This window comes from Variovorax sp. RCC_210 (genome assembly GCF_041355175.1).
Lineage (GTDB): Bacteria > Pseudomonadota > Gammaproteobacteria > Burkholderiales > Burkholderiaceae_C > Variovorax.
The window spans coordinates 1-13,309 of record NZ_JBFUPJ010000006.1; the positions used below are offsets into that span (position 1 = coordinate 1).

Consider the following 13,309-nt stretch of genomic DNA (forward strand, 5'->3'; position numbering starts at 1 on the left):
CTCTCCTTCGTAGTGGATCTACGAGTCTAGGAAGAGAACTCCGCAGGTCAAATCAACCCGCCCGATCACCGATGCTTCTGGCCGACAGCAGTAGCTGCGCGTTTTTAAGAAAGGCGTCTCCTCTCATTTCGTATGGAGACTACGAGCCCTTCCCGACGCCATCAGGCGGGGGAGGCGATCAAGCACCAGGTCGATCACGACCCGCACCTTCATCGGCAGCGTCCGCATCCTTGGCCAGACGGCGTTGAGTTCGTAGCCGAAGGGTACGCGCTCCTCGAAGACGCGGACCAGCCGTCCGGCCTCGACATCCCGCGCGGCCATCCAGACCGGTATGCGTGTCAAACCCCAGCCGGCGATCGCGCCGTCCATCACCACGTCGAGCGAATCGCAGACGAAGCGCGACTCGATTTCAAAGGGGAGATTGATATCTGCGTTGTCCGCGGAGGCAAAGCGCCAAGGCTGTCGCCAGCCTTGGCGTGCATAGCCGACGAAGCGATGCGACTCGCGCTGCGCCACGAGATCTTCATACGACGCAGGCCGCGGGTGGCCGGCCAGATATCCCGGCGATGCATAGACGCCCATCACCTGCCGCCCGAGCGAGCGCGCGGCCAGCGTCGTGCTGTCGTCGAGCGCACCGCTGCGGATGGCCAGGTCCATGCCTTCCTCGATCAGGTCGACTCGCCGGTCGCTGTATGTGATGTCGAAGCACAGTTGCGGATACCGCACACCCAGCTCGAACAGCAGCGGCGCGATCAGCAGCCGGCCGATGATGATCGGCATGGTGAGCCGCAGACGGCCGAGCGGTTCCTGCCGCCCGGCTTCGAGTTCTTCGCCTGCAGCGGTCAGTTCGTCTAGCGCCCGTCGACACCGCTCGTAGTAAGCCTGTCCAGACTCCGTCAAACGATGGCTGCGCGTCGTGCGATGAAAAAGCCGTGTATCGAGCCGGGCCTCGAGCCGAGCCACGCTCTTGGCCACTGCAGAGCGAGTGAGCTTCAGCTTGTCGGCCGCCGCGGCGAAGTTGCCCGCTTCGACCACCGCCACGAAGACCTCGATACCGTCCAGACGTTCGCTCATTGGCGAATTCTAGGACGCAATCTTGTGAATGAGATGCCACACCGGTGATTCGTGAGAGCCAATAGCATCGAGCGCATCGTCCTCCTCCCTCCTTGGAAAGAAGCCTCTCATGACAACCACGATGCAACGCTGGCAGATCGATTCCTTCGACCGCCGCAGCTTGAAGCAGGTGGAGGTGCCGATGCCCGCACCCACCGCCGGCCAGATCCTTGTGCGCACGCAAGCGGTCTCGCTGAACTACCGCGACTTGATGATCACGGGCGGAAACTACGCGTGGACGCCTCCCTTGCCGTTCACGCCCGTGTCTGACCTGGCCGGCGTGGTGGAAGCCGTGGGCCCGGGCGTGACACGCTGGAAAGGCGGCGAGCGGATCATCAGCACCTTCGTCGCTGGGTGGTTTGACGGCAAGGCGCCCGCGGGTACGTTCTCTCTGGGGGGGCCTGGCCCGGGCGCCTTGGCGACGCATGTGCTGCTCGACGAGCAATGGGCTGTGACCGCGCCACGAACACTCACACCCGAACAGGCGTCGACCTTGCCCTGCGCCGCGCTCACAGCCTGGTTCTCCTACTTCGAAGAGGGCTCGCTCAAGGCCGGCGACACGGTATTGATCCATGGCACGGGCGGCGTCGCGTTGTTCGGCTTGCAGTTTGCGGCGATGCATGGCGCAGAGGCGATCGTGGTTTCAGGTGGTGCTGACAAGCGAAACAAGGCAATGGCGCTCGGCGCCACGCATGTCATTGCGCGCGAAGCCGACTGGCCCGCCGAGGTCAGGCGTCTGACGGGCGGACGCGGTGTCGATCACGTGCTGGAAACAGTCGGAGGTGCGAACCTGGGACGGTCGTTGGGCGTTGTGGCGCCCGGTGGCCGGGTCTCGCTGATCGGCGTGATCGATGGAGGCAAGGTCGAGGCCCAAGCCCTCGACTTCATCCGCAGCCGGGCTGTCGTGCAAGGCATCAGCGTCGGGCATCGTTGCGCACTGGAAGACATGAGCCGCGCCATCGACTCGACGCACCTCAAACCCGTCATCGATTCGGTCTACGGTTTCGCCGACGTGCCGGCTGCCTTTGCGCAACTGGAGCACGGGGCATTCGGCAAGGTCGTCGTCTCGCTTTGAGGCCTCGTCAACCTGAACGTGCAGTTGAGTGACCGCTCGTGGCCGATTACAGTAGTTGGAGTGCTTCCGTCAAAGTAGCTTTTGAAGCCGAAGCGACCGTTCGACTTCCTCAGGCTCCGCGGTGAAACGATGCTCGTTGGACAGCGGAATGGCTTTCCACCACTCAGGTACCAAACCTGGGGAGTGCTCATACGAGAGGCACAGCGAACACCGTGCCCACAGCGCTCCTGGTCCGACAAAGCCGGGGCGCGCACCATGTGCGCTGCAACGCCTCCCGTATCGACAAAGCGACTTCTCTCCACAGATTGGGCAGGGGCTGGAAAGTCGAACGCCGTCCGAGCGCCCGCGAAAAGCCGCTTGTCACCGGTAGATCAACTCCAATGGAACAGAGCAGGTGTGCTCGTTGTCAGCATGCTTCTGGTGCTTCCGGCCTTTTCTGAGGCTCGGCGGTCCAGTTCGCCCAGTGAAGTCTTGGCCAGGACCACCGCGGTATCCGGTCAGAATGAGAGCCTATGCCCATGCAGCCCCTGTTCGACGCAATCGCTTCAATGTCCGCACCGGCGGATGCGCAGCGCATCTTCCACGGCCGCGGTGGGCTTCATCCCGAGTGCGCTCACTTGTCGCTGGACTTTTTCCCGCCGGTTTGGGTGCTGACCAGCTTCAAGCCTGCGACCGACGGCGAACTGGCTGCAATTGGCGCTGCACTGGAGCGTCGCTGGTCGCAGTTGGCACCGGGTGAAACGCTGCAATGGGTGTTTCAGTGCCGGCATGAAGGCCAGAGCAGCACACAGCTCATGGGCGGTTCGGTGCCCGACCCGCATTGGGTCACCGAGGAGGGTGCTCGTTATCGCGTCAACGTGGGCCGGGGCCAGAACCACGGGCTGTTTCTCGACATGGCCGAAGGACGGCGCTGGGTTCGTGCGTTTGTGAAGACGCGCCCAGACGCCCGGTCGCGCGTCAAGGTGCTCAACCTTTTCGCTTACACCTGCGCGTTTTCGGTGGTCGCATTGCAGGCAGGGGCCCGGCACGTCACCAACCTGGACATGAGCAAGGGCGCTCTGGCCGTGGGGCAACAGAACCACCGCGCCAACGGCGTGCTCGCCGGCGCGAGCTTCCTCCCGCATGACGTTTTCAGTTCGTGGGGGAAAATCACGCGCGGAGGCCCTTACGGGCTGATCATCGTTGACCCACCGAGTTATCAAAAGGGAAGTTTCGTTGCGACCAAGGACTACGCCCGGCTGATCAAGCGCTTGCCTGACCTGCTGGAGCCCGACGGCGTTGTCCTGCTATGCCTCAATGCCCCGGAACTGGGACCCAAATTCCTGCAGGAGCAAATGAGCGAACTGGCGCCAGAACTGGATTTCGTGGAAAGACTGGCGAATCCAAGCACCTTTCCCGACGTGTCCGACGAGCGGTCGCTGAAGGTGTTGGTGTACCGGGCGCGGCCGGGTATTCAACCTGAGGTCTGAAGGGCGCTGCGCATTCGCGCCGCGGGCGGACGGCCCCATGGAGCGCCTTCGTGTGAGTTGAAGCAAGCTGTCGAATGACTGGTCTTGGCCGACTGGCGTCGAACTACCGCCAGCTAAATTTCTATGGAGCGAGGACCGCCCATCGCTCGTGATCGCGCCAACGCCCGTTTATTTTCAGGTAGCGAGGTGAGTACCTTCCTTCAGAAAGCCGCAGGCTTTCACAAGCGCGATGGAGGCGACGTTGGTCGGCTGGATATTGGCTTCCAACCGATGCAGCTTGAGGTCTTGGAAAGCAAAGCGAACCACCGCCTCTAACCCCTTCCTCATCAGGCCTTGTCTCTCGTGTCCGGCGAAAACGTAGTAGCCGAGATAGCCGCTTTGGAACGCGCCCCTGACGATATTGGTGATGTTGAAGACGCCGACGAGGCCGTCGTCGGCATGCCGGAAAACAAGAAATGCTGCGTTTTCATGCGTAGACATTCTTTCTAGGTACGCTTGAAAATGTTCAGGCGTGGACGGCGGCGAGGTCCAAGGGCTGTGAAGGTCGCCACTCTTCTTGACTGAGTTAAGGAACTCGCGCTCGTCAGCCAATTTAGGTGGCTGAAGATAAACGAGCTGCTGCATATCAGTTGTTGGAAATATTTGAAGGGGCCGCGACATCTTGGCCGGACTTGCCCTTCACGTCTTCACGCGTTTCCGCCTTCATCTCTGCGCCGCCATCGCCACAAACCCCTGCGCCAGGTCCGCCAGCAAATCCCCCGGCGCCTCCAGCCCGACATGCAGCCGCACCACATGCCCGCGCTTGCTCCAGTCGGTCACGCTGCGCGCCGCGCGCATGTTCGTCCACGCCACCAGGCTTTCATAGCCGCCCCATGACGAGCCGCGCCCGAACAGCGCGAGCGCATCGACGAAGCGCTCCACCGCCGCGTTGTCGATGCCAGGCTGCAGCTCGATCGACAGCAGCCCGTTGGTGCCGCTGCAGTCGCGCTTCCAGATGTCGTGCCCCGGGTGCTGCGGCAGCGCCGGGCAGAACACGGTGGCCACTTCGGGCCGCTGCTCCAGCCAGTGCGCCACTTCCAGCGCGTGCCGCTCGTGCATCTGCAGCCGCGCCGACAGCGTGCGGATGCCGCGCAGCACCAGCCAGGCGTCGTCGGGGCTCACGGTCATGCCGAAGGCGTCGCAGCGCTCGTTCAGCGGCCGCCATGCGGCCTCGGTGGTGGCCACGGTGCCCATCATCACGTCGGAGTGGCCCGACAGGTACTTGGTCGCGGCCATGGTCGAGATGTCCGCGCCCAGCGCCAGCGGGCGGTACTGCAGGCCCGAACCCCAGGTGTTGTCGGCCGCCAGCAGCGCGCCGCGCGCGTGCGCCAGCGCGGCGAGCCTGGGCAGGTCGCACATCTCGTAGACCAGCGAGCCGGGGCACTCGGCGTACACCAGCCGCGTAGTGGGCTCGAACAGGTCTTCGATGCCGCTGCCGTCCGCCGCGAAGAAGCTGCTGCGAATGCCGTAGGGCGCGAGAAACGAATGCACGAGGTTGCGCGTGGGCTCGTACACGCTGTCCGACATCAGCACATGGTCGCCCGGCTTCAGGTACGACAGCAGCACCATGCCGATGGCGGCCAGGCCCGTGGGAAAGAGCCGGGTGCGGTACGCGCCTTCGAGCTCGCTCACCGCGTCTTCCAGCGCGAAGGTGGTGGGCGTGCCGCGCGCGCCGTAGCTGAAGATGCGCTCGCCGTCGCGGCGGGCGCGTGCGTCGCGCATGGCGCCCACGCTGTCGAACAGCACCGTGCTCGCGCGCACCAGCGGCGTGTTGACCGGCGAGCCGCCGGCATACGACGGCGTCTTGCCGGTGCGCGTGAGGCGGGTGCCGGGCGCGAGGTCTTCAGGGGTGGCGTGCGAGTCGGTCATGGTGAGCGAGGCTGGAAAGGTTCGGTTCGCGATGGTCGGGCCGCTATGTTGCTTCAACCGCGGACCGTCCGGGACGGACCAGGGTCTTGCGAGGTCTTGCGGTGTTCAGTCCGCACGCGCGCCCGAGAGCTTGACGATGCGCGACCAGCGCTCGATGTCCTGCCGCAGCTGCGCCGCGAACGCTTCCGACGAATTGGCCACCACCTCGCTGCCGCCGTCGGTCACGAGCTTGGTCACCTCGGGCAGGTGCAGCGTGCGCACGATGGCTTCGTTCAGGTAAGCCACGCGCTCGGGCGGGGTGCCGGCCGGCGCGAAGAAGCCGTACCAGTCCTCGAAGCGCGCGCCGGCGTAGCCCAGCTCCTCGAGCGTGGGCACCTTGGCGAACACGCCGATGCGGCGCGGGCTGGTCACGGCCAGCACGCGCAGCTTGCCGTTCTGCACCAGGCCCGACACCGACGCGGTGGAGGTCACCAGCACATCGACCTGGCCGCCGAGCAGGTCGGTGAGCGCGGGGCCGGCGCCCTTGTAAGGCACGTGCGTCATTTCCACGCCCTTGTCCTTGGCCAGCACCACGCCCACCAGGTGCGACAGCGTGCCGTTGCCCGGCGTGGCATAGGTCACCTTGCCGGGGCTCGCCTTGGCCTTGGCGGCCAGGTCGGCAAAGCTCTTCAGCGGCGAATTGGCATCGACCACCAGCGCCAGCGGCGCGGCGTTGATCTGCGTGATGGGAATGAAGTTCTTGATCGGGTCGAAGCCGGCCTGCGCGTACAGCGAGGGGTTGACGGCCATGATCGACACCTGCGACGTGAGCACGGTGTAGCCATCGGGCTTGGCGTCGGCCACGGCCTTGGCGCCGATGTTGCCGCCCGCGCCACCGCGGTTGTCGACCACCGCGGCCTGGCCCATGATTTCCGGCAGGCGCGTGGTCACCAGGCGCGCCGTGGCGTCGTTGCCGCCGCCCGGCGGGAAGGGCGAGATGAACTTCACCGTTTGCGACGGAAAGCCGTTGCGCGGGGGCAGCGGCTCCGCGGCGTGAGACTGCACCGCGAGCGCGGAGAGCCCCAGGGCAGCGACGGCAAGGCGGGCAAGGTGCGAGATGCGACTGACAGGCGACATGACGGAACTCCTGGAAGAGAAACGGACAGGAAGGAACAGAAAAAAACGGGTTGCTTTCGGGGCGTTGCTTTGTTCAATTCGCAGTCAAGGTTTCGAAGCGGCCGAAGGCAGGCGGAAGGCCGCCTTCTCCTGCGCATCGAGCTGCGCGACAAGTCCCGTCTCCCACGCGAGGTAGCGTCGTGCCGCCTCCTTGTTGCCGTCGTGGCGGTCGTGCACGAAGAACAGGTAGTCGATGCAGTCGCTGTCGGCGGGCAACGCGGGCGTGGCTTCCACGGGGAGACCGGCGGCGCGCCAGGCGGCCATGCCGCCTTCGAGCAGCAGCGGCGCGGGCGCGTGCGCGTCCACGCGTTCGGACGCCGCCGTCCATGCCGCGAGCGCGGCGTCGTCGGCCACCAGCACGAGCTGGCGTGTCTCGTTCTTCACATCGGCTGCCAGGCGCGGGCGTATCGACCAGCGCGCCTGCGGAATGTGGGCGGCGCGGAAGGCCATGCTGCCGCGCAGGTCGACCAGGGCCACGTCGTTCCTCTCGATGCGAGCGGCCAGCGTTCGGGCATCGATGGTGGCCAGCGGCGACGCAACCGGGGGCGTCGCGGGCGGCAGCGACAACCCGCTCGAAAGACCGCCTTCGAGCACGCTCGCGTCGTGTCCCATCTGGCGCAGCCAGCTGGCGATGGTGGGTGCGCGCACGCCGTCGTCGTCCAGCAGCACCAGCCGCGCGCCGCGCACGCCGAAGTACTGGTCGCCAGCCTGCATGAGCTGCCCGCCCGGCGTGTGCTGCGCGCCCGGCAAGCTGCCGGCCGCGAATTCTTCAGGCGTGCGCACGTCGCACAGGAACAGGGTGCGGGCCGGGTCCGCGGCCCACTGCCGCACCGTCTGCGCGGGCACCGTCGGCACGTCGAAGCGTGCGGCCAGGGCCTGCGCGGCGGGGCGCATGTCGGTGTTGCCGCTGTCGTCCGCGTAGCGGCGCGTGCCGCCGTGCTCCAGCACGTGGTCGTTCAGGTACCAGCCCTGCGTGCCGTTCTCCAGCGCGTACACCGGGTTGGGCACGCCCAGGTTGATGAGCGTCTGCGCGCCGATGATGCTGCGCGTGCGGCCCGCGCAGTTGATGACGATGGGCGTCGTGGCGTCGGGCACCAGCCGGCGCACGCGGTAGGCCAGTTCGCCGTTTGGGCAGCAGGTGGCGCCGGGAATGTTCATCTTGTGGAACTCGCTCACGGGCCGGCCGTCGAGCACCACCACGCGGGCGTCGCTCGCCAGCATCTCGGCCAGCTGGTCGGCGCTGACGCGGGGCGTGTGATAGACCTCTTCGGCCAGTTCGCCGAAGGTCTTCGAAGGCAGGTTCACGCCGGCGAAGAGCACGTAGCCCGCCGCCTTCCAGCCGCGTGCGCCGCCTTGCAGCACGTGCACGTCGGTGTAGCCGAGGGCGGCCAGCCGGGCGGCGGCGCGCTGCGCCACGTCGTCATTGCTCCCAGCGTTTTCAGCGCCCCCATCGGCTGCAGCGCCTTCGTCGTACACCACCACCCGCACGCCGCGGCGCGGCACCAGCCGGGGCGCATCGAGCTCCAGCCGGCTGAAGGGCAGGGGAATGCCGTAGAACAGGTGGGCCTCGCCGTACTGGCCGTGCTCGCGCACGTCGAGCAGCGCGATTTCCGCGCCGTCGTGCAGCCAGGTCTTGAGGGTCTTCGGGTCGATGAAAAAGGTCATGAGGGCAAGTCGTTGAGGCGAACGGGTCCCTGCGAGGCCGCGCAGCGCGCGACCCGCATGAAGCAATGAAGGGGGAAAAAGCGCGGGCCTAGCGGCGCGTCTGCACGCCGATGCCCATGGTCTGGTACGTGCCCGCGGCCAGGTCGTAGGCGGTGCGCTGGTTCAGCGTTTCGAGCGCGCGGCCGTACATGTGCAGGTGGCGAATCACCTTTTCGCCCTGGATCTCCACCGAGTGGATGTCCTCGGGCATCAGCGCGATGCCGGTGCCCGGCGCCACCACCACCAGCGCCGTTTCCTTCAGCGTGCCCACGCCCGGCACGCTGGCGTCGTCGGTGCGCTCGTACACGCGGTTGTGCTCGGTGCCTTCCACGGCGGCAATGCAGGCCCAGGTCGTGTGGTTGTGCGGCACGATCTTCTTGCCCGGGCGCATCACGTTCAGGTACAGCGCGTAGCTCTGGTCGGCGTCTTCGGCGATCAGGTAGCGGGCCTGGTGCTCGCCGGCCTCGGGCGCCGGAAAGTCGGCCGCGCCCCAGTACTCGGTGTGCGCGGCCAGGCCCTCCAGCGCGCCCAGCACCACGCCGAGCTTTTCGCGCGTGGCTTCAGCGCCGCCAATGGCTTTCTTCATGCTGTCGATGGATGCGGTAACCGCCTGCTGGCGGTGCCCTGACGTGTTGCTCATGCGTGTTCTCCAGTGGGGATGGCTCTGTGTTCGGTATGGGTTCACTTTAGTGACGACCGCATGACGCAACAATCCAAGCGGCGCAACAAACACATCAATAAAATTAATGTATGGCCACCCTCGACCTTGAACTGCTCCGCTCCTTCGCCGCCGTGGTCAGCCACCACAGCTTCGCGGCCGCCGCGGTGCACCTGGAGCGCACGCAGTCGGCCATCACGCAGCAGATGCAGCGGCTCGAAGAGCAGATCGGCCACCCCCTGTTCGCCAAGCAGGGCCGCCAGAAGCGCCTGACCGAGCACGGCGAGCGCCTGCTCAGCTACGCGCACCACATGCTCGCGCTGAACGACGAGGCCTTGCGCAGCCTGCGCCAGGGCCAGCTCGAAGGCAACCTTCGCATCGGCGCGCCGCACGACGTGGCCGAGACCATGCTGCCGCTGCTGCTGACCGAGGTGGCGCGCACGTCGCCGCTGCTGCAGCTCGACATCCACATCGGACGCAGCCCGTACCTCATGACCTCGCTCAAGAGCGGCGAGGTCGACATGATCATTTCCAACCGCGCCGACGCGCAGTCGCAGTTCGAAGGCGTGGTGCTGCGCAACTCGCCCACCGTGTGGCTGTGCGCCGCGGGCTATGTGCACGACCCGGCCAAGCCGGTGCCGCTCATCATGGCCGACGGGCCCAGCATCTTCCGCCGGCTCGGCCACGAGGCGCTCGACGCCGCGGGCGTGGCCTGGACGCCGCGCTACACCTCGTCGAGCCTGATCGGCATCAAGGCCGCGTTGCGCGCGGGGCTCGGCGTGACGGCGCGCGGCGTGGAGCAGCTCGATGCCGGCCTGCGCGTGCTGGGCGCGGGCGACGGCATGCCGCGGCTGCCCGACCTGGCCTACCACCTCTACGTGCGCAGCCACGTCGTGAACCCGGTGACGCGGCAGGTGTTCGAGACGCTGAAGAAGCACCTGCGGCTGCCGCGCGCGGACGCGGCGGTGTGAGCAAGGAGCGAAGGCGAACGGCGCACGGCGCACGGGAAGGCGCCCGTTGCCTGCTAGTTCCGGTAAGAGTCGTCGATGCGGTCGAGCAAGCGCATCAGCGCGGGCCAGTCGTGCAGTTCGCTGCCGTCCGGCTCCGTGAACTGCCTGGCCACCTTGCGCCCGACCTCGCTGCTGCACTCGCGCAATGCCGCGCCGCCGGCCTGGGCGGCGATTTGCGCCTGGCAGGCGCGCTCCAGGTAGAACATCAGGTCGAAGGCTTCGCGCACGGTCTCGCCCGCCGTCAGCAGGCCATGGTTGCGCAGCACCATGGCCTTGTTCTTCTCGCCCAGGTCGGCCACCAGGCGGGGCTGCTCGTCGGCGTCCAGCGCCACGCCTTCGTAGTCGTGGTACGAGAGCGCGCCATGAAAGCGCATGGCGTGCTGCGAGATGTCGAGCAGGCCGCGCTCCTGCGCGGCCACGCCCATGCCCGCGGCCGTGTGCGTGTGGATCACGCAGTGAAGGCCGGGCCGCGCATGGTGAATGCAGCTGTGGATCACGAAGCCGGCCGGGTTGAAGCCGATGCCCGTGGCGTCGAGCAGCACGCGCCCCGCGTGGTCGACCTTCACCAGGCTGGAGGCGGTGATCTCGTCGAACATCAGCCCGTACGGGTTGATGAGAAATTCACCCGAGGCGCCCGGAACGCGCGCCGACACGTGGGTGTAGATCAGGTCGGTCATGCGGTAGTGCGCCAGCAGCCGGTAGCAGGCCGCAAGGTTCACCCGCTGCGCCCATTCCGCCTCGCCGACCGTCGCACGCACCTGCGGATAGATGTAGCGCTTGTTCATCGTTTGGTACCCCGACCTCATCGAAAACCGACCGCGATGCCAGCGCGCCGTGACAATATTCCATGAAAATGAAAATTTGCACTAAGATTTTCATTATTACGTAAATCGACGGGCAAGTAAAACGGGGTCGCAAGCGCCCCTCGCGCAAGTCCTTTCGCGGGCGCCCGTGCGTCAGTACGACGGCGGCGTGACGACCCAGAACAGCTCGGTCATCGTGTCCCCGGGGTTGCGGTAGCGGTGCGGCGTGCTGCTGGGAAAGCTGAAGCTGTCGCCTTCCGCCAGCACGAAGTGCTGCTCGCCCACCCACAGCTCCAGCGCGCCGCGCAGCACCACGCCGCCCTCGTGGCCGATGTGGTCGTAGAAATCGGGCCCGCTCTCCGCGCCCGGTTCCATGCTCGACCACAGCAGCTCCAGCGGGCCGTCCAGGTTGGGCGAGAGCAGGTAGTCGGCAATGCCCGATGCGAAGGCGAGCCGGCGGCGCCGCGCCTTCCTGACGACCACGCCGCCGTCGGAGGGTTCCGCGGCCGCGCCGTCGGGAAAGAACCAGCTGATCTGCACCTCCAGCGTGTCGGCAATCTGGTGCAGGTCGCTGATCGAGGGCGTGCTCATGCCGCGCTCGACCTGGCTCAGGAAGCCGATCGACTTGCCGCAGGCGCTGCCCAGCTGCTGCAGCGACAGCCCCTTGGCCTTGCGCAGGCTCTTGATCTCGCGGCCCAGCCATGCCATCGGGTCGGCGCTCTTGGCTTTGCTGCGCGGGGAGGTGGCAGGCGCGGCAGGCGCGGAAGGCGCGGCGGACGCTGTGGACTTGGCGGGCACGGCTTTTTTCGGCGGGGCTTTGCGGCGCACGGCCGCGGCCTTGGGTGCGGCGGGCTTTGTCTTGCTGGTGTTTGTCTTGCTCATGGGCTCGGTTGCCCGGTTGCCGGGCGCTTCGGCGCGCTTCACGCGACCTGTAACAACGCGGGGGGCCATCGTACCTTGCAGACCTTCGCCGCCGGGCCGGAAAAGCCCGCTCGCATCATCGAACGCGGAAATTGAAGATATTCACTTGCGTGAAAAATATCTTTTATATTTTCACGAGATGCATAGAATCGCGCCCTGTTCGAGCCGACCGCGCTCGCGTTTTCAACCCCCCCAGCCCAGGACCCTTTCCATGCTCGCGACCCCCGACAAGAACACCGTGCTCGAACAACGCCGCCAGGCGGCTTGCCCGCGTGGGGTCGGCGTGCAGACGCAGTCGTTCACGGCCCGCGCGCAGAACGCCGAAATCTGGGACGTCAACGGCAAGCGCCTTATCGATTTCGGCAGCGGCATCGCCGTGCTGGCCACGGGCCACCGGCACCCCGCCGTCATGGCCGCGGTGGAACGGCAGCTGCGTGACTTTCACCACACCTGCTTCCAGGTCACGCCGTACGAAAGCTACGTCGAGCTGTGCGAGAAGCTCAACAGCCGCACGCCCGGTGCCTTCGCGAAGAAGACGGCGCTGTTCACCACCGGCGCCGAGGCCGTGGAAAACGCCATCAAGGTGGCCAAGGCGGCCACGGGCCGCAGCGCGGTCATCGCCTTCTCCGGGGCCTTCCACGGGCGCACCTTGCTGGGCATGGCGCTGACCGGCAAGGTGCACCCGTACAAGGCCGGGTTCGGCGCGATGCCGCCGGAGGTGTGGCACGTTCCGTATCCGGCCGAGGCGCTCGGCGTGAGCGTGGAAGACAGCGTGCTGGCCATCGAACGCCTGTTCAAGGCCGATGTGGACCCGCACCGCGTCGCGGCCATCGTGCTGGAGCCCGTGCAGGGCGAGGGCGGCTTCTACATCGCGCCCACGGCGTTGCTGCGCAAGCTGCGCGAGATCTGCGACTCGCACGGCATCCTGCTCGTGGTCGACGAGGTGCAGACCGGGTTCGGGCGCACCGGCAAACTGTTCGCGCTCGAGCACCACGGCGTCGACTTCGACCTGTTGACCATGGCCAAGAGCTTGGCCGGTGGCTTTCCGCTGTCCGCGCTCACCGGCCGCGCCGAGCTGATGGACGCCGCGGCGCCCGGCGGCCTGGGCGGCACCTATGCGGGCAACCCGCTGGCCGTTGCCGCGGCGCTCGCCGTGCTCGACGTGATGGACCGCGAGGCCTTGCCACAACGCGCCGAAGTGCTGGGCGACCGCTTGGTCGAGAAGCTCGACGGGCTCAGGCAGCGCGTGCCCTCGATCACGCAGGTGCGCCGGCTGGGCGCCATGGTCGGCATCGAGTTCAGGGACGAGGCCGGCACCCCCTTGCCGCAGTTCGTGAAGCGCGTGCAGGACCTTGCCCTTGCCAAGGGCCTGCTGCTGCTCACCTGCGGCGTGCATGGCAATGTCATTCGCTTCCTGTTCCCCCTGACCATCGAGGACGCGGTGTTCGAAGAGGGGCTCGCGCTGCTGGCCGACGCGCTTCTGGAGGCCTGAC

General features: G+C 66.7%; 12 protein-coding genes. 4 read left to right on the forward strand and 8 right to left on the reverse strand.

Annotation, left to right across the window (positions count from 1 at the left end; genetic code table 11):
• Window positions 1–123: 123 nt before the first annotated feature.
• Window positions 124–1,074 (reverse strand): LysR family transcriptional regulator, encoded by a 951-nt coding sequence (locus tag AB6807_RS18330; RefSeq protein ID WP_371085657.1) that lies wholly within the window; start codon window positions 1,072–1,074, stop codon window positions 124–126.
• A 109-nt stretch (window positions 1,075–1,183) separates the two neighbouring features.
• Between AB6807_RS18330 and AB6807_RS18335 the strand changes: the two genes are divergently transcribed.
• Complete coding sequence (locus AB6807_RS18335; RefSeq protein ID WP_371085658.1) at window positions 1,184–2,188, forward strand: NAD(P)-dependent alcohol dehydrogenase; 1,005 nt, start codon at window positions 1,184–1,186, stop codon at window positions 2,186–2,188.
• A gap of 518 nt (window positions 2,189–2,706) precedes the next feature.
• A complete protein-coding gene (locus tag AB6807_RS18340) occupies window positions 2,707–3,657 on the forward strand; it encodes a class I SAM-dependent methyltransferase (RefSeq protein WP_371085659.1) in 951 nt (316 codons plus the stop codon).
• Between the two features lie 174 nt (window positions 3,658–3,831).
• Here AB6807_RS18340 and AB6807_RS18345 read toward each other — a convergent pair whose 3' ends face one another.
• From AB6807_RS18345 to AB6807_RS18365, 5 genes are all read right to left on the reverse strand, one after another.
• Window positions 3,832–4,281, reverse strand: a complete 450-nt coding sequence (locus AB6807_RS18345; protein WP_371085660.1) for a GNAT family N-acetyltransferase — start codon at window positions 4,279–4,281, stop codon at window positions 3,832–3,834.
• Between the two features lie 78 nt (window positions 4,282–4,359).
• On the reverse strand, window positions 4,360–5,565 hold the full coding sequence (metC, locus tag AB6807_RS18350; protein WP_371085661.1) for a cystathionine beta-lyase: 1,206 nt from the start codon (window positions 5,563–5,565) through the stop codon (window positions 4,360–4,362).
• Window positions 5,566–5,670: 105 nt separating this feature from the next.
• Window positions 5,671–6,681 (reverse strand): Bug family tripartite tricarboxylate transporter substrate binding protein, encoded by a 1,011-nt coding sequence (locus tag AB6807_RS18355; protein ID WP_371085662.1) that lies wholly within the window; start codon window positions 6,679–6,681, stop codon window positions 5,671–5,673.
• An 84-nt stretch (window positions 6,682–6,765) separates the two neighbouring features.
• Window positions 6,766–8,385, reverse strand: a complete 1,620-nt coding sequence (locus AB6807_RS18360; RefSeq protein WP_371085663.1) for a rhodanese-like domain-containing protein — start codon at window positions 8,383–8,385, stop codon at window positions 6,766–6,768.
• 88 nt (window positions 8,386–8,473) lie between these two features.
• Window positions 8,474–9,064, reverse strand: coding sequence for a hypothetical protein (locus tag AB6807_RS18365; RefSeq protein ID WP_371085664.1), 591 nt, complete (start codon window positions 9,062–9,064; stop codon window positions 8,474–8,476).
• A gap of 110 nt (window positions 9,065–9,174) precedes the next feature.
• Here AB6807_RS18365 and AB6807_RS18370 point away from each other — a divergent pair, with 110 nt between their 5' ends.
• On the forward strand, window positions 9,175–10,053 hold the full coding sequence (locus tag AB6807_RS18370) for a LysR substrate-binding domain-containing protein (RefSeq protein ID WP_286513869.1): 879 nt from the start codon (window positions 9,175–9,177) through the stop codon (window positions 10,051–10,053).
• A 53-nt stretch (window positions 10,054–10,106) separates the two neighbouring features.
• Here the strand turns inward: AB6807_RS18370 and AB6807_RS18375 are convergent, their stop codons facing one another.
• Window positions 10,107–10,877: a class II aldolase/adducin family protein gene (locus AB6807_RS18375; protein WP_371085665.1), complete on the reverse strand. Its 771-nt coding sequence runs from the start codon at window positions 10,875–10,877 to the stop codon at window positions 10,107–10,109.
• Window positions 10,878–11,048: 171 nt separating this feature from the next.
• On the reverse strand, window positions 11,049–11,777 hold the full coding sequence (locus tag AB6807_RS18380; RefSeq protein WP_371085666.1) for a helix-turn-helix domain-containing protein: 729 nt from the start codon (window positions 11,775–11,777) through the stop codon (window positions 11,049–11,051).
• Between the two features lie 250 nt (window positions 11,778–12,027).
• On the opposite strand from AB6807_RS18380, the gene gabT reads away from it, so the two are divergent.
• Window positions 12,028–13,308, forward strand: coding sequence for a 4-aminobutyrate--2-oxoglutarate transaminase (gene gabT, locus AB6807_RS18385; RefSeq protein ID WP_371085667.1), 1,281 nt, complete (start codon window positions 12,028–12,030; stop codon window positions 13,306–13,308).
• The last annotated feature ends 1 nt before the right edge of the window (window position 13,309 follow it).